Here is a 21247-nt window from a genome sequence, read left to right as displayed (position 1 = left end):
TGCTTCACCTACGCTTTCGATACCCCTGCACTTTCAAAAGTAGCCATTTCCTGCATGAGCTTTAATGCGGCATCAATAAAATGGAAGCATAATACCGCACCTGTGCCTTCTCCAAGCCGCATATCCATATGAATCATCGGGCTTAACCCTACGGCTTTCAGCAGCTTCGCATGACCTTGCTCATAGGAAAGATGAGAGGCAATCATGCATGGCTTCGTTTTATCCGAAATCCGCGATGCTACTAAGGCAGCTACCGAGGAAATATAGCCGTCAATAACAACCGGGCAGCTATTGGCTGCCGCTCCAATAATAACGCCTACCAGCCCAGCGATTTCCAGACCACCCAGCTTCATCAGCACGTCAAATGGATCTAGCGCGTCTGGTGCATTAACCGCGATAGCCCGTTTAACAACCTCGACTTTATTTTTCCAAGCCTCATCATTAATTCCTGTTCCTCTGCCAACGGTTTCCTCAGGCGCAAGCCCTGTCAATGCCGAAGTGATCGCTGCGCTTGCCGTCGTATTGCCGATGCCCATTTCTCCTATTGCAAAGGCGCGATAGCCTTGTTTATAAAGCTCATCCACAACTTCAATCCCGGTCAAAATAGCTCTAATAGACTGCTCTCTCGACATCGCAGCTTCTTTGGCGATATTGGCGGTTCCATACATGACCTTGCGGCTTAAAAGCTTTGGATGCTCAAGCTCCGCGTTCACGCCAACATCAACGCAATACACGTCAGCTCCCGCCTGTCGGGCGAGTACATTGACGGCTGCGCCGCCATTCAAGAAATTAAGCACCATTTGCGGGGTTACCGCTTGTGGAAAGGCACTAACCCCTTCCTCGCACACGCCGTGATCGCCAGCCATAATAATGACCGCTTTACGCTCCATGTCCGGCCAGCGCTCCCCCGAAATTCCAGCAAGCTGGCAAGCCAATTCTTCAAGCTTGCCCAAGCTGCCCGGCGGCTTCGTCAATTGATCTGAATGGCGCCTTGCCGCCTCTGCCTCCTGTTCATTAAATACCGGGAGTCTCCCAATGGCGTTCGCCAGCAGCACGCATAATTCTTCCTTCATCCCTTCATTCCAGCTCCCCATTGTTTATTCTCACATGGGGCGCAAGCAAAATTTGCGGCGCCCCTGTTGACGGATGTTTCAAAATCGAAGCCTCTGCGCCGTATACCTCGCGAATCAGCTCCGTCGTATAAATATGCTGCGGTTTGCCCAATGCTGCGATGCTGCCCTTATGCAGCACCAGCACTACATCGCAATATAAAGCGGCTAAATTTAAATCATGCAGCACGGTTACAACGGTAATGCCCTGCTCACGCTGCCAGCTCTTTACTGTATCGAGCAATTGAATTTGGTAGCCGATATCCAAATAGGTCGTAGGCTCGTCCAGCAAAATGACCTCCGCTTGCTGCACCATCACTTTGGCTAGCGCGACGCGCTGCCGTTCGCCGCCGCTTAGCTCAGCCATTTTGCGCTGCTCCAGCTTTTCCAGCCCCATTGCTGCAATAGCCTGATTAATGATCGGCGCGGAATCGCTTGCTTCATTGCCGAACCAATTTTGATAAGGAAACCGGCCCATTTCAATGACTTCACGCACGGTAAATCCTACTGGCGGAAGCACACCCTGCTGAAGCACAGCGAGCTTGCGTGCTGCCTCCTTGCGTGAGTAGGCGGCAATGCTTCGCCCCGCGAGAAAGATATGACCCTGCGTAGGAGGCAATACACCGGAAAGCAGCTTAAGCAGGGTGGATTTCCCAACCCCATTGGGGCCAATAACGCCATATGTATACCCTTTTTGAAAGGAAAAGGTTATGTCATTCAGCACTTTTCGCCCGCGTATCGTCGTACCCAGCTGGCGCGCTTCAAGCATAACAGCCATTATCCCCCTCCTTCCAGCCGCTTGCGCCGATGCAGTAAATAAGCAAAAAATGGCGCACCAATCAGCGCAGTTACTACGCCAAGCGGAATTTCCTTCGGACTTAGCGCCATGCGGGCAAGTGTATCAGCCCAGAGCACGAATATGCCGCCGCCAAATGCGGACAGTGGGATGAGCAGGCGGTAGTCCGGCCCAACGATTAGGCGAATCACATGCGGTACGACGAGGCCGACGAAGCCAATCACGCCTGCCACCGATACCGCAGCAGCGGTGAGCAGCGTCGAGCAAGCCAGCACGATCAGCTTGGTACGCTCTACGCGAATGCCTAAATGTGCCGCCTGTCCTTCGCCAAGCAAAAAAACATTCAAATGCTGTGCATAAGCAATCAGTACAATAACCCCAATAATAAGAAACGGAATGAGCATGTAGACGTTCGCCCAGCTTTTCATCGCCAGCGAGCCCATTAGCCAAAACAAAATCTGGTTTACTACGCTATTGGATAGCGAGACCATGAAGGATACGAAAGCGCCAAGAAAGGCTTGGATAATAACGCCGGATAATATAAGCGTTTCCAACTGCATTCCGGCTGAGCTTCGCGCTAGCCAGAAAACGACCAATAACGTCGCAATTCCCGTTAAAAAAGCGACGATTGGAATCGTCCAAATGCCTACTGCCGCCTGATAGCCAAATAAAATCAATGCCGCAGCGCCGACTGAACTGCCCGAAGCAACCCCGAGCGTATACGGATCGGCAAGCGGATTGCGCAGCACACCTTGAAACCCGCTTCCCGCCAGTGCCAGACAAGCGCCTACAAGCACTGCCAGCAGCACGCGCGATAGCCTTACCTGAGTCACAATAGCCATTTCACCTTCACTCCAGCTAACCGGCTGATCTCTAAGCCATGGCAGCTGATGCAGCAAAATACCCCACACATCAATAAAGGAAATACCTGAGGAACCTACCGACAAGCTTGCGATAATAGAAACAGCAAGAAGGAGCACTGCTGCTCCTCCGTAGCCTAACCATTGATGTCTCATCCGCTATTTAACGAGGTCTGGATGAACAGCCTTCGCAATTTCCAGCAAGCCATCGGCAAGCCGCGGGCCTACACGAACGAGTGGATCTTCCGAAACCGCGATAACCTGTTTATTTTTCACCGCGTCAATGACGTTCCAGCCTGCTCGGCTATCCAATGCTGTAACGATAGGGTTCGGTTTCACCGACATGTCCGGGTAGATGATGATTTCTGGATTTTGCTTCACGATCTCTTCAGCGCTGACCTCGTACCAGCCTTCCTTCGAGCCCGCTACATTGGTGCCGCCCGCCATCGTCAGCAGCTCATCCAAAAAAGTGCCTGAGCCTGCCGTGTAGCCAGGGCTAAACTCCAAATAAACCTTTTTCGCTGGCGCATCCTTCACCGCATTCATGACCTGATTCATCACATCACGCATATGTTCAGCAACCGCTTCGGCATCCTTCACATGGTTCAAAATTTGGCCGACCGTCTCAATATGGGCAATGGTTTCGCCATATGTCTTCGAATCGGAGGCAAATACCGGAATATTCAGCTCGCGCAGCTTGGCAACCGCATCTCCATTCATGCTGGAGGATGCAAGCACGAGATCTGGATTCAGCTTCACGACAGCTTCAATATTGGTCGTCATATCGCCAATTTTCTCAATGTCATTAGCGGCTTCTGGATAGTTGCTGTACTGATCCACGCCGACTACCTGCTTGCCCGCTCCTACAGCAAACACAACCTCTGTCTCGCTTGGCACAAGCGTCACAATTTTTACAGGCGCCTGCTCAAAGGTAAGCTTGGTATCCGTTGCATCGGTTACGGTGAGCGGATAGGCGGCAGCTGTCTCTGTAGACGGAGCAGCGGATGGTGAGATAGATGGTGCAGCAGATTCCTTGCTATTATTTACCGCACCGCCGCAAGCGGCAAGCAGCGTCAGCATAGCAATAAGCCAAATGGCAAGGCTTGTTTTCAGCATAGTATTCATTTTGACTTTCATTGAATGGTATACACTCCTCTAAAATGGTTTGTTCTCTCCAAGCGGAGGACTCTTTCAGGCGAATCAGGCATAAAAAAAGCATTTGCGGCAGCTGTGCCGAAAATGCGGTATCCCTGCTTGGCGCTGGCCCTCATCATTATGTAGGTTAGACGTAGTAACTATACCATCGTTTTTCCGTATTTGTCCACCTTGGACTAGGCAGGAAGCTGCTTAAGGCCGCCGCAAAATGTAGCTCATCCGCATCGCATTTCCGACAACTGACACCGAGCTTAGCGCCATCGCTGCCCCTGCCATCCAAGGCTCCAGCAGACCGAAGGCGGCAATTGGCACGATGCTGCTATTATATAGGAAAGCAAGCAGCAAATTCTGCTTAATATTTCGCACCGTCAACCGGCTTATGCCAAGTGCATCAACAATCGCAGTCATGCGCGGCTGAAGCAGCGTTAAATGTCCGGCAGCGAGTGCCGCTTCCGTGCCATTGCCCATCGCAATGCCTACATCGGCAGCCGCAAGCGCCGGTGCATCATTCCAGCCGTCGCCAGCCATGCCGACCCGTTTGCCCGAGCGTTTGAGCTGCTCTACCAGCTCCAGCTTCTGCTCAGGCAGCAATCCGGCGTATACTTGGACAATGCCTGCTTGGCGGGCGGCATTTTGGGCGGGTATTTGGTGGTCGCCTGTTGCCAGCATCACTTGTAATCCATAACGTTGGAGCTGCTGAACAGCCGCTAAAGAATGCGGTTTAACCCGATCCGCAAGCGAAATACAGCCAATGAGCATGCCATCTGCTGCAACATATAAGAGCGTTTCTCCTCTTTTTTCCCGTTCGGTGCAAAAATAGGCTATAGCTGCGGAGGCCTCCGCATTCACCTTCCACTGCTCAGCTTTCGCAAAGGTCGCATTTCCGACGGCAATGCTCCTTCCCTCAACTACTGCTTGAACGCCTTTGCCGGGCAAATAAACCATGTTTAGCGCCCTTGGCGGCGTCAATCCTACCCGCCCGGCCTCCCGGCCTATCGCTAGCCCTAGCGGATGGGCCGAACCCGCTTCTGCGGCGGCCGCCAAACGAAGCACGACCGAGCGAGTCTGAGTCGGCGCAGCCCATACCGCGCTAACTTGCGGCGCACCTTCGGTGAGCGTTCCGGTTTTGTCTAGCAGCAGCGTGTTTAGCCGCGCAAGTCGCTCCAGCGCCCCAGCCTGCTTGAGCACAATGCCCAGCTTTGCTAGACGACCAGAAGCGATAACCAGTGAAATAGGCGCGGCAAGCCCCAGCGCACAAGGACAGGCAGCGAGCACGACAGCGATCCCACAGCGGAAAGCTTGATGCCAATTGCCAGGTTCGAGCACCACCAGCCAAAGCATAAAGGTGAAAGCCGAAAGGGCAAGCATCGCCGGAACGAACCATGCGGCTACCCGGTCCACCTGCTGCTGAATCGCAGATTTGGAGCGCTGCGCCTCACGAAGCAGCTCGCTAATGCGGCTGAGCAGCGTTGCATGTCCCGCAGCCGTTGCACGGATTCGTTGCATGGTCCCCACGTTCGTTGTTCCTGCCCAGATTAGGTCTCCCGCTCGTTTAATAACCGGCATACTTTCCCCTGTCAGCAGCGATTCATCCATATCGGCTTCCCCGCTCGTTAAAACGCCGTCAACCGGAACCGTCTCACCCGGTGCAATGCGCACAATCTCTCCTTCCCGTATGAAGGCGGTCTGCACACTGACCCACTCGCCTGACCGTTCTACAGTTGCGGATTGCACCTGCAATTGGCTGTACCCGTCCGCCTCATCCTGTGCCCGAGATGCAGCTGTCATTTCCAAATATTTGCCGAGCAGCACCGCGCTAATAACGACAGCAGAGGTTTCAAAATAAAGCGGCAGCGTATGCCCCGTGGCAAGCGCATCTCCAGTTGGGAGTCGAGAAAAAACAACATAATGGCTGTATAAATAAGCTGCAGACGTTCCTGCTGCGACTAGCACGTCCATATTCGCTGCTCGCAAGCGCAGCGCATGATAAGCACCGATATAAAAAGGCAGCCCAATGACGAATTGAACGATTGTAGCTAGTACAAGCTGAAGCCAAGGGTTCAGCAGCCAAGTCGGAATAGCAAGACCGCTTAGCAGCGGGAGATGCTGGGTCATTCCAGCTAGCAGCGGCAGCGTTAGCAGCAGCGAGATCATTAGTCGTAATCCGAGGGCGCTGCGCTCCTGCTCCCACTGTTCTTTGCTGTGCTCGGCTGCCGAGGCTTGGAAGCCGATATGTCCGATTTTCGCCATAATCTCCTCAGACCGCATCCGCTCAGGCACAAACTGCACCCAAGCCGATCTTGCCGGATAGCTTACAGCGACCGATTGTACGCCTTCCATTTTTCCCACAGCCTTCTCGATCCGTGCCGCGCATGCTGTGCAGCTCATGCCACCCACTGCATATTGCAGCGTTACGCTATTTTCGCTCTCCTTATGCCGCTGTTCCAATGGCACACCCGCCCTTTCGCCCTTCTAATACACCCGAGGCCTCAATGTAGTGGGGCAATTTAAAATGATATTAATGATTTATCGCCTTACTAACATCATCTATTCATCATATGTTTGGCATGGGGCCAACATGTGTACAGGCTGAGTGCGGCAATATAGATCAAGCGTAAACTAGATTGCGTTAATTAAGATTGATGAGGTTGGAAATAAACAAAGATGAATTTTTTTGTGAAAATAACTCCTTAAATAAAAAACGAGCCGACCACCATGGGTCCGCTCGTCTCTTTTTTAACTATAACTACTTTAAATCAATGATCTCGTTCTCAGATAGACCAGATGCTTCGATGATGACGGATAGCTCAACTCCAAGAGCAAGAAGCTTTCTGGCAATTTCCTTCTTTGCCTCAGCCTTCCCTCTTAAGTTAGCCGCTTCATACATTGATGCCTCATCATGCAGATACTTCTGACGGTCTTCATATTGTCTTCGTGCTTCTAAATCCTGACTCAAAAATTCCAGCGTATCCATGGCCTTTCGTAATACCGGTTCATTCATCGTTAACACCTCCCATTTGGATTGATCTGCACCTTTGAGAAATAACAGCCAGTTCACAAGTCCGCCATCCTCAATGGAAATGGCTTGTTCGTCTAGCTTCGGCAGCTCTAGAAAGTGAATTTCAATATCGTCAATTAGCGAAATGCCGGTTCGATCCTCCCGCAGATGAAATACGTTATGATATAAAGCATTCGGCAGCAAGGCGTAGTTCAAAATATTAATAGTCACGCACCGTTTTAGTTGGCTATACGGCTGCCCTTCCTGCAATTGACTAGAGTATTGCTTACTCCAATAAAAAAGCGTTCTCATCAAAAGTTCGATTTAGAAAGGTTAGTAGGACATCGCGATTCTCTTCACTCCCAAAAATGCGTTTGAACAAAAAATCATTTCTTGGATTTAACAGATTCATGAAGGATCAGCTCCGTTTCATTTTTATTATATCATGATTCACGCCCTTATTCCGAATCGGAAAAAGGGAAAAGCAGCCCCGCAATCCGCCAAAATTCGGTTGCAAAGCTGCTTTTGATTTTTTAACGCTTTATGCTACGCTCCAGTAACGATAGCTCCCGGCCATGCGAGCATGCCGCCCGTCATATTGGTCACGGAGTAGCCCTGTGGCGCGAGGAAGCTGCATACTTTGCCACTTCGTCCGCCGCTGCGGCATACGAAAATAATATTTTCATCCTTAGGCAGCTCATCCAAACGCTCCTGAATTTCAGACAAGGGCAAATGAGCTGCTTCGGCAATATGTCCCTCTTCCCACTCATCAAGCTCACGAACATCAATTAAATGAAACTTTTCCTTATTATTCAGACGCGCTTCAACCTGCTCCGGCGTGATTTCGTTATACATCGTTTCGTCAGCTCCTCAGAAAAATCGTTTATGTGCATTGTAACTTTCGACGCCGCCGTTGTCCATCCCTCTAAACCATGCTAACCTTCAAACCCCGCATCCTTTCAAAAATGCTACCGCTTGCCGCGCTTCTTAGCCGCAAGCAGACGATTGACCGCTGTCTGAGCATCAGCCTGCTTGGACTCTGGGCTTGAAGGAGGGACTGACGGCTGGCTGACGACACCTAAAGCGTTAGCCTGTGAAGCTAGCGCTTCTCGCTGCTGCTTGCTCGCCTGGTCACGATCCTCTGGCTTCGGAGCCTGTGATCGAGACGGACGGCTAGCCGTTTGCGACGTATTGGCCGAAGCCCCCTGAACGCCATTAAGCGCTCCATTCCCTCCCCTTACCTGACCAGATGCTGGCGAGGTTGATGCTCGATCCACGTCGCTTGTATTCGCTCGCTCACCATAAAAGCCTGCCGTGCGACTTTTCCGCTGCTGCAGCCTGCTCATCGCACCTGACGGAGCGGCGGCTGGCTCATTCCTCTGCAAACGTCCACCTACGAGCCTAAGTCTCGTCAACAGCATCCGCCCGATCCGCTGCCAAGGCAGCGACAGTCGGCGCAATAGGATGTCGACCAGCCACAGCGCCAAAATCAATATTATGAGCTCACGCGTCCAATCATAAGGCTGCCGGGACACTACTGGATTGAAGCGGTAAGCCTCCCCCGGCGCTTCCAGCGACAGCAAACGCCCACCCGTAGCGGCAGCAAGCTGCTGCAGCGCTTCTGTTCCATTTTCACCCGTTAAACGATACTCAGGCGAATAGGGAATGACAAACCCCGTTGTCGTGCCGCCGCCCGTCTTCGGCTCATCCGCTCCGCCGCTCTGTTCATTCACTTGCATTAAATATACGCCTGGCTCCGAGATCGGAAGGCTTGCCGCATATTCACCCGGAGCTGCCGGAAGCGGCGAAAGCGTCGTGCTTTTCCCAGTTTCATCGGTGACGACAGCCGACAGCTTAGCAGCTGTATCATTACCCTCTGTACGTAAGCGCAGCATAGCCTCTCGACCATCCAGCTCAGCTGTTGCGGAATAAGGCGTGCTCTCAAACTGAGGAAAAGTCCACTTTATCCACTCGGCGAGCACATTCGGCAAAGCGGCCCACTGCACCCAGTCTCGCGACCATTTCCCCGTCAAGTCACTCGTCCAAGCTACCGTTCGTCCTGAACCGTAAGCCCAGCGCGCCAAAATTGGATCACCTTGGGGCGATAGCAAAGCGACCTCTGCCGTTTCCTTTGCTGTCGTTGCGATGTAAGCCTGCAAGTTTGGCACGCCATTTTGCCACATCGACGACCAGCTTCCGGCTTGCCCGATAAGCGGCGGAGCATTTTGCTCCACAATATAGGTTCGTGACATTAACACCGTCTCGCGGCTGAAAATAGCTGGAAGCGTGCTTTCATCATTTGTAAAATAAAACCGTCCCTTCGCCTGCTTCGCAAGCTGCTCCAGCATCGCCTGATCGGCACCGTCGCCGACTGCAACGGTAGACATCGTCATTTTATGGTCGACCATGCCCTTTGTCAGCGCAGCATAGCCCGGATTAGAAGCCGACTGGCCGTCGGTGAGCAAAATAATATGCTTGCGCTGTGCATCCATTTCCAGCAGCTTGTTATACGCGGTATCTAGCGCCGGAAAAATTTCCGTGCCCCCATCGGCCTGAATGCCCTGGATTTTATCCAAAACCGCCTCGCGATCCGTCAGCTTGGTCGGCTCCACAATCCACCAAGGCGTCGAGTCGAAGGCGACTACGCCTACTGAATCCTCTGGTCGCATCAGCTCAATCGTCCGCATTGCCGCTTCCTTCGCCAGCTCCAGCTTGCCGCCGACCATACTGCCGGAACGGTCAATGACCAAAATCAAGCCGAGCGAGGGCAGCTGACGCTTGCCCTTCAAATCCATATAGACCGGCAGCGCCTTCTCAATAGGCGTTTGGAAATAGCCGCCCAAGCCAAAGCTGTTGTCGCCACCCAGCATGACAAGGCCAATGCCATAATCGCTGACCGCCTTGCCGAGCCACTCCATCGGTTTAGCCGCAATGCGGGTTGCCGAAACATTGTTTAAAATAATACTGTCATAGGCGGCATATGAGGCAAGCTGTACGGACAACCGCTCAGGCGGTATCGTCTCATAACGAATGAGCGAAGCTTTCAAAGCTGCCTCCACATTGCCTGATGAGCCCGGCACACCTTCAACAATGAGCACAGCGGGCGGGCCGCTGACTCTGCTGAACGCATACGCCGTATTGTTCTGCCCCTGTTCATCCCCTTCCGCATACAGCTCCGCTCGAAAACGGTGAAAGCCCGGCTCCAGCGCCGCACTTTGCAGCGCAAAGCGATTTTCACCCGGCTCCAGCACAATATCGCTTGTTGACAGCTCACGGTTGTCTTCATAGAGCCGCAGCTTGGCCGTTCCCGATGCTGTACTGTTAATCGTAAATTCAAACGTAAATTTCTCACCTTGACGCAGCGTTTGCGGAACGTCCATCGCCTCGAGCGAGGCGTCCACCCGCTGCGGGGCAGCTACCGGAACGACATCCACCTCAATGCCTGCATGCCTCAATAGCTCCGCTTGGCGCAGCATGCTTCCGGCATTTTCTGCGCCATCGGAGAGCAGCACGATTTTGCCGCCTCCGGCTTCATGCAGCATGCCTGACGCAAGGCGCAGCGCCTGAGACAAATCCGTGAATTTTTCATTCACGCCTGATCGAAACGTATATCGCTGCGCACTCGGAAGCTGATCAGGCGAAAGCACTTTATCGACGGCGGCATCTAGTCCGATGGATACAATTCCGCTTTGATCGGCTTCGTCTTTTGCCGCCGAGGCTTTAGCAATCCACTCGCCTAAAGCGGCATCGGCATTGACGGATGCGGAACGATCTGCCACAAAAATAACGTTTCGCTGCTCAATTCGCAAATAAGGCTGCACACCTGCTGCAATCGCAATGATTAGCAGCAAAATAAATGCACGCAGCGTTATGGCTATCTTTTTACGATTGCCTTGCAGCCGCAGCGTACCTTGAATCATCCACCAAACCGCCACTGCCCACGGAAGGAGAAGTAGGAGCGCCCAGGGCGAATTAGCCTGCATTCCCACGCCTATACACCTCCCATTCCACAAGCATCAGCATAAACAATGCCAGCGCGAGCCATACGACAAAAGCGTTTGCCGCCTCCACACTTCCCGCTGCCACGCCCGCATCAGCCTGCTGTTGACCTGTCTCCTTTGAAGCTGCGGCAAGCGGCTTGATTTCCGAAGCTGCGGACAACGATGCGCTTTCGGAGGGAGCCGCTGTTACAGCAAGCATCCTCTGACCGATCGTTTCCGCTTGTGCATCCTGCTCGATTAAACGGTACAAGCCCGGAATCGCCGGGGCGACAGCTGGCTCCTGCGCTGCAAGCGCGGCAGCCAGCTTGCTGTCGGGCAATGATTTTTCGCTATAACCGCCTAGTGCTTCGATCATTTCCCACTTGGCACTAACTGTCTCATTTAGAAAAGCAAGCTGGAGCGTGCTTCCGGCATCGGCCGTCCCAAGCTGAGCCTGACTCCCTCCGCTCATCCAATCCGCCGCCTGCACGATTAACACGGGAAACTCTGGCCGCAGCGGCAAATCGCTGCTTTGCAGGTCAAAGGTAAAGCGCAGCTGCGGCCTTCCTTGCACCGAGCCAGCATATATGGCAGGCAAGCCTCCATAAGTAACGATTGCTTCCCCCCATGTCCCGGCATCCTTCGCCTTCACCATACGTCCAATGTGGGTATCTTCAAATGAAAGATAGGCAGTAACGGGATGCTCAGCCAGCGCCACTCTGCTATTCGCAGGCAAAGCCGTATCCTCCGCGGTCGCTTCCGGATGGTCGATATACCAGACAGGCTTGGAGGAAAACAGCTCCTGCCAGCTTTTGTCCGTTCGAAGCTTTGCTGTGTCGCCATCCATAATAACCCAGTCGATGTCCTTAACATGTTCATCGGAAGGAACATACTGCGCTGGATCAACCTTTATCGTTTTTACGCCAGCGAGCTGGAGCGCTTTTTCCAAAAACAAGTTGCCTGATGTAGCCAAAAGCACCTGCTGCGCTTTAGTGACGATCGGAAACTGGTAGGCGATATTGTCAGCGGCATAATCATCGGTCGCTCCGCTGATTTTGGCTGTGTAATAGCTCGCTTCTTCCGGCAGACCGTTAATATTTACGCTCGTCCAGCCCCCAGCCTCAAGCTTGACCGACCTCTTCACCGCAGGCTCGGATTCCTTGTCCGCATAGATGGCAAGCTCAAGCTGCTTAGATGCAGAGCTGTCATTTCGCAGCGTCACTACGCCTGCACGTTTGCCATCTTCTCCAGCTGCTGCATGAATGCCAAAATACAAAATAGCGCTATTGTTGCTGCCAGCTTGCGGGGCATTAGGCTTGAACTGCTCAAGCTTCGCATGAAGGGTCAGCTGGTTTACGGAATCTGCGTCCTGCCACCTGCCATCGGTCAGCAGCAATATCCGGCCGCCTTGCTCATTGGCAAGCAGGGAGTCGGCTAACGATAAAGCGGCTACGTTGTCCTGGGTACCGAAATCTGGCGTAATGGTTTTCAACTGCTGCACCGCGAGCTCATGATCCGTTTCCTTGGACAAAATAATCCGGGGCTGCTCGCCCGTTACAAGCAAGGTGATAAGCTCCCCTTTCGGCTGCTCGTTCAGCCACAGCTCCGCCTGCTTTACAGCGGCGGCCAGCATGCTGCCTTGCGAGCTTCCGCCAGGCATAGCCGCGGTCATGCTTGCCGAGCGGTCAAGCACGATAACGGTATGACTTCCGCTGCGGCTATCTGCCACGAGATAAGGCTGCATGAGCGCCAGCACTAGTATAGCAGCTGCGAGTAGCTGCAAAAGCAGAAGCGGACGTGTACGAAGCTTTTGCCATGGACGATTCGCCTCTTGCTCGCGCAGCATACGATTCCACAGCATATGACTCGCGATTTCGGTGTCTATATACGTGCGCTTTAATAAATACATGAGTACGATGGCTGGGAGCGCCAAGCCGAATAATGCGGATAGCGGCGATAGCAGCTGCATTTTTTCTCCTCCTTTCACCTGCGTCTTAAGGCTGCTTCTTATAATTAGCTCCAATTCAAGCTTAACTATGGCTGTGCAGCACACCAGCGCGAAGCAGCGTATGCTGAACTATTTGTTCCATTGGCTTGCTTGTATCAATAAAAATATAAAGGGCTCCGTGCTCCGCACACAGCTTCTTGAGCTCATTGCAATATTCGTTCACTGTGTCGCGATATTGTTCCAGCAGACGACTGCCTAAGGCAACCTCTTTGCCCGTTCCGAGTTCACTGTCAAGCAAATTCAGCTCGCCTGTCAAAGAAGGATTTAACTCCTCTGGGCTCAATAAATGGAGAAAAACAACCTGCTGCCGAGCAGCAAGCAGGCTGAGCAGCGTATGCTCAATGCCCGCTTCAAACATCGCATCGGACACTATCCAAGTAACGCCCGTTCGATGCGGGAGCTGCCCAGCCTGTGCAATAGCTTCCCGCATGGACAAAGCTGCCGCATGCTGCTGCATAGCTGCCCTCCCCTCACCTATCGCAGAAGACTTCAACCCATCGTCTGGGTGAAAAGACCGCTGCTCCGCTGCCTGCTCTAGTGCCGCCGCCAAAAAATGAAACAATCGCGTTGCGGAGCCCCTTCCGCGAAGTGCTGGAAGCTCTGCCGGAGCTGCGCCGCCAAACAGCTTGACCGAAATGCGGTCCTCGCCTGACAGCGCAGCGTATCCGCCGCAAGCTGCGAGCTGCAAGGCGCACCGCAGCTTACTCGCCTGTTCGCCGCCAAAGTTCATCGAGGGAGATATGTCAACGTACACATGCAGGGTAAGCTCCTGCTCATCCCAATATTGCCGCATGTAGGCTCGCCCCGTCCGCCCATACACATTCCAATCCAGACGGCGAATGTCGTCGCCGGGCGCATAAGGGCGATAGTCAGCAAATTCCTGAGAGCCGCCGAGCGTGCTGGAGCGGCGCTTGCCTGCCATCGTGCCCTTTACGCGGCTGCCCGCTGCCACCTTCATGCGCTCTAGTCGATTCAGCAAGGACGTATCGGGGAAAAGCTTGGCTAAAGCGCCGCTGAACGCTGAATCCCGGGCTCCGCTCCCTGAGCCGCTGCCTTGCCCATTCATCTTGTCAGCTCCAATGCGTTTAATATGGATTCGGTCATCTGATCCGTCGTTATGCCTGCTGCCTGTGCCTCATAACCGAGCACAACCCGATGTCGAAGCGCTGGCACCGCTACCTCGCGAATATCGCTCCACGATACATGCAGCTTGCCGCTGCAAAGCGCCCTAACCTTACTGACCGCCACAATTGCTTGCAGCGCCCGCGGTCCAGCGCCAAATCTGACATAACGCTTCACATCGTCAGGAGCATCCGCCTCTGCTGGATGCGTCATCATCACTAGCCGAACCGCCATGTCCAGCACATCTTCTGCAACCAGAATATGCTTGGCATACAATTGCAGCTCGGTCAGCTCATCCGCAGTCATTTTGACCTCAGCGCGGGCTTGCGTCGCCGCTGTTGTCCGCAGCACAATTTCTTTAAGCTCCTCACGTGTCGGATAGCTGACGCCGATTTTGAGCAGGAAACGGTCAAGCTGCGCTTCCGGCAGCGGGTATGTTCCCTCCTGCTCGATTGGATTTTGCGTCGCCAATACAAAAAAAGGACGCGGCAGCTGGCGAGTTTCTCCGCCAGCTGTCACTGTGCCTTCCTGCATCGCTTCAAGCAGCGCGCTTTGTGTCTTTGGCGTAGCACGGTTAATTTCATCGGCCAGCACTAAATTACCGAAGATCGGTCCAGGCTGGAAGCTGCGTCCCGCCGCGCCCTGCTCGGTAAAGTCGATCAGCGTCGTTCCCGTAATGTCGGCGGGCATTAGATCGGGTGTAAATTGAATCCTTGAATATTGCAAGGAAATCGTTTCCGCGACTGTGCGGACAAGCATTGTTTTTCCGAGACCGGGGATGCCTTCCAGCAGCGCATGTCCGCCTGCCAGCAAGCACCACAATAGCTGCTCTACTACCGTTTTTTGCCCTACAATGACGCTTCCAATTTCCTCTTTCAGAGCAGCTATACGCTCAGCCGCCTGTGTAATCTGTTCCTTGGATTCAATCATTTGTCCACCTCGCTCCTTATCCATTCGGCTGTATGTTGTCGAAATATTGCTTTACTTTATCCTGCATCGCCTGCGGCAGCTGCGAGCGTCCAAGCGCTTTCTTCGCCTCGGTTGCATACTCGCTGTATACTTCCTCGTAAGGACGTGTCGTTCCGTCAATCATCGGCGACTTGCCCCCTGTTTGCTCCTGGCCGCCAGTCGATGGTCCGCCATCCTCCTGAACATTGCCCTCGCCTGCCATCGTGCGCGGCGTCGTTACTAGCGTGCGTCCGCCCGCTCCGGTACCTCCTTGCAAGCCGCCTTGCCCGCCGCCCGAGCCGTTGCCAGCGCCCTGACCTTGACCAGATCCGGCCCCGGCCCCTGCACCTGCTCCGGCTCCTTGACCAGCACCTGCTCCGGTTCCAGCACCGACGCCTTGACCAGCACCGCTGGATGAAGGCTCTCCGCTGCCAGAGGCGCCGGAGCTTCTCGGCGCCGCGCCCGACCCGGGCTCGCCCGGCGAGCCCGGCGAGCCCGATGCACCGCCAGCGCTGCTGCCGCTCGGCGAGCCATTGCCGGAGGCCGCCGCTGCCCAACTCGGCGGCACGGAGCCGCCGCTTGCAGCCAATTGGCCCGCAAGCGGCTGTCCGCTTTGCCCAAGCTGGCTCGCCATTGCGCTAGCCAGCTGCTCCAGCTGAGCCTGCGACAATTCGCCGGCCAGCGCTTCTTCAAGGGCGGCGAGGCCATCGCCGCCCTCCGTCTCGCTCGAAGCGTCACCTTCCGCTTCGGAATTGCGCGCCTGCTCTGCGGCTTCTGCCAATGCGGAGGCGAGCGCCTCCTTGTCTTTCGGCAGCTGCCCGGCAAGCTGCTCCAGCGCCTGTGCCAGCTGCTCCTTCTGCTCAGGCGTCAGCTTGTGCAGCTGGGAGCGCATATCGCTAATCGCTTCGCTTATCCCCGATTCCAGCCGGTCTTGCAGCGCAGCTCCCAGCTGCTTCAGTGCGGGCTCGCGCTGCATCGCTTCCGCTGCCTCATCAAGCTGCATCGCCGTTTGCTTCGCCTGCTCCGCCGTCTGCTCAAGCTCGCGCATCGCCTCGGCTAGCTCCGTCAGCGCCGCTTCTATGTCGCTGTCGTTTTCCTCCAGCTTGCTGCGCAGCTTCTCAAGCGGCTCAGCAAGCTGCCGCTTCGCCTCCTCGGGCACAGCTGCCCGCTCCGCTTCCTCCGCGAGCGCAGCCGCCTCTTCCCGCAGCTCTTCAAGCTGCTGCCGCTCGGCGGCCCGCTCCTCCGCCAAATGATCCAGCGGATTCGCCCATACGAGCAAAAGCGCGGATATGGCCCATACCGCGCTAACCCCCAGCACGGCCCGCCTCCACGCCGGCCATGCGGGCCAAGGCAGCCGCTTGCTCAGCATAGCGGCATAAGCTTTCGCTGCGGCAATGGCTTCCTGCCGCTGCAGCAGCACAATAGCGGATGGCTGCCCAGCCGGGCGCAGCCATCCATCCAGCGCAGTCGACACGGCATCATCCGTGTCGCTGCGATCCATCGCTCTCGCCGCATCGCGCAGCGAGGCGCGCCGCCACAGACCGTACAGCAGCCCCGCCAGCAGGCCTGCTGCCGCCAAAGCCATAGCCGCTGGCCGCGCATGAAGCAGCGGCCACAGCCTGCTTGCGACTAGCAGCAGCAAGCCTGCCGAGCTGCCTATAAGCAAGCCTTTCAGCCCATGCTTGCACATCGTAAACATGGTCAATCTCAGTCGCACCGGCAATAGCAGCTCAGGAAGCTGCTGCTGTTGTTTAGCCTGACTGCTTCCGCTTGGCGCCATTTTGCGCTCCCTCCTCATTTAAAACCGACTTCTTATAGGCTACTTCCTGCTCTGCTTCATACGAGGACGCAGGTAGCGAATGCTTAACCAAATGGCTAAAGAGGCCAATACGAGATAGATGAGCATAAACTCCTGCCAGAGCTGCAAAAACGGTTCAGATGCGGTGGAACCAGAGCCCGTATAAACGATTTCTCTCGTTATGTTAGGGTCTAAAATGCTGTACATCGCCACCCCTGGGTTCCATGCAAAAATATGAGCGATCCATTCGTTAGAACCGCTGTAGCCTGAAATCTGCATAGATACCATTAACGCTACATAACCGATGAGCGCTGTGCCCGCGTACAAAAATAAGGTGACGCCATAGGTCAAAATAACAGCAATCATCGTACGCTTGACGATGGTGGAGAACAAAATGCCGAATGCTCCTATAACGATCATCAAAAATAAATAAAAGAAAAAGACGAGCAGCAGCTGCGTTGGCGATATGCCGCCGAATAGAAACACCATACTGTATATGGGAAGCGTACTAATGACGATTAAAATCATAAAGCTCAGAGAAGATAGCAGCTTGCTTAAAATAATCGTGGTCGAGCTTTGCTGTGTCGTAAGCAGCAGATTAAGGGTCTGCCGTTCACGCTCACCGCTTATAACACCAGCTGTAAGGCCAGGAGCCATAAAGGAAATAAGACCGAGCTGCACGAAGCTGAGAAAATAAAACAGCATGCGGCTTTCGCTCGGATTAAAAGAGGTGCCGTTGCCCGAGCTCATATTAAGCAAATAAATAGAGCTTAGGGCAAACAGCCCAATGGCGAATAAATAGGCAAGCAGCGTCCACATCGTGCGCGGCGTCCGCATCCGCAAGCGGAATTCCTTGTCCAGCACCGGATTGATCAGCTTGCTGCGCCAATCTTTGCTTACAGTATCGTTTCTCATTCGAAGCCGTCCCCTCCTCTCGTAATTTCCAAAAAGACATCTTCCAAATTCGTCTGCCCTTCGCTAAACGAAACGATGCGGTAACCCGCAGCTAGCAATTCGCCGATCAGCTCAGCCTGTTCGAGATCCTGTCCGCTAAAATGAACATGTATGCCCCGCTCATCGCGCATCAGACGCGTCACATGCGGCTGCTCCTGCAAAAACTGCTCAGCCTCCTCCAGCCGCTCCAGCAGCCGAATATATAAAATCCGCTTCACCCGCAGCCGGTTCTGGATTTCCGATACATTGCCTTGGGCAATCATCTGGCCATGCTCGATAACGCCAATTTCGTCAACCATCTCCGCAAGCTCAGGCAAAATATGCGAGGAAATAATGATTGTTTTACCCATTGCCTTAAGCTCAAGCAAAATTTCCCGCATTTCGATTCTCGCCCGCGGGTCAAGCCCGGAGGCCGGCTCATCGAGTATGAGCAAATCGGGATCATGGACAAGGCAACGCGCCAAGCACAGCCGCTGCTTCATGCCGCGCGACAGCGTATCGACATAAGCATCCCGCTTGTCACTGAGATTGACCAGCTCAAGCAGCTGCGGAATGAGCTCTTCCCGTTCCCTCTTGGGTATGCCATAGCTGGCACCATAAAAATGTAAATATTCGACCGCTTTAAACTGGTCATACACACCGAAGAAATCCGGCATATATCCAATTCGCTTTCTCACTTCTGCCGGGTGCTTCGTCACATCAAAGCCATCTACCTTTGCATAACCCGACGAAGGCGAAAGCAGTGTAGCCAAAATGGACATCGTCGTTGATTTTCCCGCGCCATTCGGCCCTACAAAACCGAACACCCTGCCCCTGGCAATCGTCAAATCAAGCGATTTCAGCGCATGGAACGAGCCGAAGGACTTGCTGAGTCCTTTAATCTCTATCATGGGAACAGCTGCATGATCCTGCTCGGGCGAAACTCCCGCTTCATGCTCCACATTTTCTTGCGCCTGCTCTTCCTTATTCATGCTTTGCCACCTCGCCTTCTAATGCCACCTGCGGCATATTCGTTTCTATATCTGTGTTTGCGATCAGCTTCATCTGCAATTTGAAGCCGTTAATGAGATAGTTTGAAGGCTCTTCCATTTCCGCTGCTGCGCTCTGCCATTTTTCTTGCGTTTTATTCCAAATGAGCCACTTCAAATTTTGCCCAGATGGGGATGGGTAAGGGTCAAGGTGAATGTCCATTTGATTGTATTTCAGCCCCTCACGCTCAGGAAAGCTGTATTCAATGACGAGCTCGCCTTGGCCAATCGAATATAAAGAGTTTTCATAATTTTCTAATCGATTGACACCATTCTCAATAATAACGGGATTTACGAAGCCTGCCGGCACGATAAAGCGGCCATTTTCGTCCGGCTCCAGCTCACCCAAGCTTTGCACCCACATTGTTAGATTGTCGGCCTTCACCTTGTTGTTATTGACGGTGAACAACGCCTCTTCATCTTCGCTGAATCCGAGCACAAGCGGACCGTAAATCATCGGAATAGCCGAGGAGCTGTAGTTTTTCGTATGAAAATAAGCATCCACCAGCGTACGATGTCTGTTGAACATATCCTGATTGCCGCCTTGGTATGGGAATATTTGATTTCCATAGTCGAAATATCCCTTGTTAGTGTTCGGACCAGCCGAAATGAGCACAGATTCTTCTTGGCCTTGCTTTAAATCACCGATTGCATAGCTGCTGCCGTTCATCACGACAACGACATGCTTTAAATCCTTCAACGTTTCATTTTTAATTTTATAACCTAATTGTCCGTTGCTGTTCTTGTAGGACACCTTGAATTGTCCGACCTGCTCCTGCATCGGAACATTTTCAAAGATGGCTTTGCGTGTCGACCAATATTCGACATTTTTCCACTCAGCTGTCGTTTGTCCTTCTACACTTACGACTCTGCTGTCGCTGCGCAAATTCAAGTCGCCCGTGCTGCTGCCTGATGCATAAGGTGTTAGGGGGAGCGTTTCATCGAAACGGGCAGCTACTTCTCCGCCATTCGGAACAAAAATCGAAAACGCACCGGACTTAACCCCTTCGCCTTTGCCAGATAGCTGTACCACTTGGACCGAATGAGTAGACATAAAACGTTTATTTTCAGCACCGAAGAAAAATATAGCGGTACCGCAAATGATGGAGATGAGCGGAATGAGCCACCACGACCATTCCCGCTTGTCTGCCCTTCGCAGCACCAAATATAGCACGGGTGCTACAACGATCATATAAATGATAAACATAACGAGCAATAGACCAAAATTAGGCGGTGAAATGGATGGAAACTCATCTACGATCTGCTGAAAGCTCCAAAACGTATTATTGCCGTTCGTATAGCCCTGCTGCATGGGAAGCAGCGAGTTTTGCAGCCAGCTCGTATATAACGTAGCACTTCCCGACCAAGAAGCAATGGGCTCCAAGGCAGGATCAAAAGCCACGTACAGCACCTTGCCAAGTCCCAGCTTACGCTCGGCAGCAATCGGCGTTTCCCCGCCTAGCAGCTTTGTTGACCCAGCGGTAAGCTTGCCTGTTGACAACGTCATATCACCTGCGCTTGCGCTTTTCGCTTCGGCTGCGCCCACCATTTCAGAAGAAATCGGCTGTGACACCGTACCGCCATCCGGCTCAAGCGGTGCAATAGCTGTAAAAGCTTTCGCTGTTTTGCTGTAGCCGGCGCCTCCCGACAAAATAAGCGTGCCTCCCTTGCTGATCCAGCCTGCAATAGCCGCCACCTGCTGCTCGCTCCAATCCGAAGTCGCTACATCATTTATGGCAAGGACATCGAAATAATCCAGCAGCGAAGCTTCCTCCGGCAGTTGGTCCCGCGTCAGCGGCAGCACGGAAATTTGATAGCCCCGCACATTCAGCGAAGGCATGAAATTTAAAGTATCAGGATCGCTGGCAAGCACCCCAAATGTGTAATCGGATGTGCCAATGCTATCCAAAAAATCTTTTCCAATGAGCGCTACTTCCTTCCCTTTGGATGAAACGCCTTCAAAAAAGCGGATTTTGTTATTATTTTTGTCCAGATGCATGCCTGGCAATGAAACCGTCAGCTCGACTGGCGTTTCTTTCGGCAGCTCGACCGGCACGACGAAGTCGGTTGTCGTACTGCCATAAGGCGTAATAATGGAAATAAGAACCTCGCCCTTTAAGTCGGCATTCGTTCGATTCGTCAGCGTAAGATGGGCAGGCATTCTTTTATCCACCTTCACAGTGCCCTGATAGCCTGCTTCCGCATTCAGCTCAATGCCTGCCGTTTCGGCATATGCTCTCGAGTCCGTTGTCCCAAGGCCTGCACATAAACTAGCGATCACAATCATCATTACAAAAAGCCTGAATTTAACACCTATTCGATTCACAGACAGACCCCTCCCTATTTTTATATGTACTGATCCTATTACCTGACGCAAAAAACGTCGAAAATGTTTCATAATTTTACATAATTCGTCTAATGAAGAAAAAAACCAAGCCTAGTTCGCGTAAAGCAAACCCCAGCTTAAGCAAAACGTATTTACAGGTGACAA

Annotated in this window: 14 protein-coding genes and 1 pseudogene; all 15 read right to left on the bottom strand. The window is 53.3% G+C overall.

The window, feature by feature from the left end; translation table 11 throughout:
• Positions 1-8 precede the first annotated feature (8 nt).
• A complete protein-coding gene (gene cobT, locus V5J77_RS12140) occupies positions 9-1073 on the bottom strand; it encodes a nicotinate-nucleotide--dimethylbenzimidazole phosphoribosyltransferase (protein ID WP_338556741.1) in 1065 nt (354 codons plus the stop codon).
• Between the two features lie 4 nt (positions 1074-1077).
• Complete coding sequence (locus V5J77_RS12135) at positions 1078-1887, bottom strand: heme ABC transporter ATP-binding protein (RefSeq protein ID WP_338556110.1); 810 nt, start codon at positions 1885-1887, stop codon at positions 1078-1080.
• A complete protein-coding gene (locus V5J77_RS12130; protein ID WP_338556108.1) occupies positions 1887-2921 on the bottom strand; it encodes an iron ABC transporter permease in 1035 nt (344 codons plus the stop codon). Before V5J77_RS12130 ends, V5J77_RS12135 begins: the two co-directional genes overlap by 1 nt.
• A 3-nt stretch (positions 2922-2924) precedes the next feature.
• Complete coding sequence (locus V5J77_RS12125) at positions 2925-3902, bottom strand: ABC transporter substrate-binding protein (protein WP_338556106.1); 978 nt, start codon at positions 3900-3902, stop codon at positions 2925-2927.
• Between the two features lie 210 nt (positions 3903-4112).
• Positions 4113-6368, bottom strand: coding sequence for a heavy metal translocating P-type ATPase (locus tag V5J77_RS12120; protein ID WP_338556104.1), 2256 nt, complete (start codon positions 6366-6368; stop codon positions 4113-4115).
• A gap of 298 nt (positions 6369-6666) precedes the next feature.
• Positions 6667-7330 (bottom strand): annotated as a pseudogene (locus tag V5J77_RS12115) (Rpn family recombination-promoting nuclease/putative transposase).
• A 134-nt stretch (positions 7331-7464) separates the two neighbouring features.
• Entirely contained in the window at positions 7465-7773 is a 309-nt protein-coding gene (locus tag V5J77_RS12110; protein ID WP_338556102.1) for a rhodanese-like domain-containing protein, read from the bottom strand.
• 113 nt (positions 7774-7886) lie between these two features.
• The gene (locus V5J77_RS12105; RefSeq protein WP_338556739.1) at positions 7887-10901 is read right to left on the bottom strand and encodes a VWA domain-containing protein; all 3015 of its coding nucleotides are present in this window, start codon (positions 10899-10901) and stop codon (positions 7887-7889) included.
• Positions 10891-12867, bottom strand: coding sequence for a VWA domain-containing protein (locus tag V5J77_RS12100; RefSeq protein WP_338556100.1), 1977 nt, complete (start codon positions 12865-12867; stop codon positions 10891-10893). The genes V5J77_RS12105 and V5J77_RS12100 overlap by 11 nt, the downstream gene beginning before the upstream one ends.
• Positions 12868-12928: 61 nt before the next feature.
• Positions 12929-13972, bottom strand: a complete 1044-nt coding sequence (locus V5J77_RS12095; RefSeq protein ID WP_338556098.1) for a DUF58 domain-containing protein — start codon at positions 13970-13972, stop codon at positions 12929-12931.
• Positions 13969-14958 (bottom strand): MoxR family ATPase, encoded by a 990-nt coding sequence (locus tag V5J77_RS12090; RefSeq protein WP_338556096.1) that lies wholly within the window; start codon positions 14956-14958, stop codon positions 13969-13971. The genes V5J77_RS12095 and V5J77_RS12090 overlap by 4 nt, the downstream gene beginning before the upstream one ends.
• 16 nt (positions 14959-14974) lie before the next feature.
• A complete protein-coding gene (locus V5J77_RS12085) occupies positions 14975-16756 on the bottom strand; it encodes a hypothetical protein (protein WP_338556094.1) in 1782 nt (593 codons plus the stop codon).
• A 39-nt stretch (positions 16757-16795) separates the two neighbouring features.
• Entirely contained in the window at positions 16796-17689 is an 894-nt protein-coding gene (locus V5J77_RS12080; protein ID WP_338556092.1) for an ABC transporter permease, read from the bottom strand.
• Positions 17686-18618 carry an ABC transporter ATP-binding protein gene (locus V5J77_RS12075; RefSeq protein WP_338556737.1) on the bottom strand — a complete coding sequence of 311 codons (933 nt, stop codon included), beginning with the start codon at positions 18616-18618 and terminating at the stop codon, positions 17686-17688. The genes V5J77_RS12080 and V5J77_RS12075 overlap by 4 nt, the downstream gene beginning before the upstream one ends.
• A gap of 73 nt (positions 18619-18691) precedes the next feature.
• Positions 18692-21082, bottom strand: a complete 2391-nt coding sequence (locus V5J77_RS12070; RefSeq protein ID WP_338556090.1) for a hypothetical protein — start codon at positions 21080-21082, stop codon at positions 18692-18694.
• Between the last annotated feature and the right edge of the window lie 165 nt (positions 21083-21247).

Source organism: Paenibacillus sp. KS-LC4 (assembly GCF_036894955.1).
In the GTDB taxonomy this organism is placed as follows: domain Bacteria; phylum Bacillota; class Bacilli; order Paenibacillales; family Paenibacillaceae; genus Pristimantibacillus.
This window is presented reverse-complemented; position numbering and strand designations above follow the sequence as displayed.

What these genes read in the sequence shown, in the direction of transcription:
- cobT (WP_338556741.1), bottom strand. Translation starts at nt 1,073, where the DNA reads ATGAAGGAAGAATTATGCGTGCTGCTGGCGAACGCCATTGGGAGACTC.
- V5J77_RS12135 (WP_338556110.1), bottom strand. Translation starts at nt 1,887, where the DNA reads ATGGCTGTTATGCTTGAAGCGCGCCAGCTGGGTACGACGATACGCGGG.
- V5J77_RS12130 (WP_338556108.1), bottom strand. Translation starts at nt 2,921, where the DNA reads ATGAGACATCAATGGTTAGGCTACGGAGGAGCAGCAGTGCTCCTTCTT.
- V5J77_RS12125 (WP_338556106.1), bottom strand. Translation starts at nt 3,902, where the DNA reads ATGAAAGTCAAAATGAATACTATGCTGAAAACAAGCCTTGCCATTTGG.
- V5J77_RS12110 (WP_338556102.1), bottom strand. Translation starts at nt 7,773, where the DNA reads ATGTATAACGAAATCACGCCGGAGCAGGTTGAAGCGCGTCTGAATAAT.
- V5J77_RS12105 (WP_338556739.1), bottom strand. Translation starts at nt 10,901, where the DNA reads ATGCAGGCTAATTCGCCCTGGGCGCTCCTACTTCTCCTTCCGTGGGCA.
- V5J77_RS12100 (WP_338556100.1), bottom strand. Translation starts at nt 12,867, where the DNA reads ATGCAGCTGCTATCGCCGCTATCCGCATTATTCGGCTTGGCGCTCCCA.
- V5J77_RS12095 (WP_338556098.1), bottom strand. Translation starts at nt 13,972, where the DNA reads ATGAATGGGCAAGGCAGCGGCTCAGGGAGCGGAGCCCGGGATTCAGCG.
- V5J77_RS12090 (WP_338556096.1), bottom strand. Translation starts at nt 14,958, where the DNA reads ATGATTGAATCCAAGGAACAGATTACACAGGCGGCTGAGCGTATAGCT.
- V5J77_RS12085 (WP_338556094.1), bottom strand. Translation starts at nt 16,756, where the DNA reads ATGGCGCCAAGCGGAAGCAGTCAGGCTAAACAACAGCAGCAGCTTCCT.
- V5J77_RS12080 (WP_338556092.1), bottom strand. Translation starts at nt 17,689, where the DNA reads ATGAGAAACGATACTGTAAGCAAAGATTGGCGCAGCAAGCTGATCAAT.
- V5J77_RS12075 (WP_338556737.1), bottom strand. Translation starts at nt 18,618, where the DNA reads ATGATAGAGATTAAAGGACTCAGCAAGTCCTTCGGCTCGTTCCATGCG.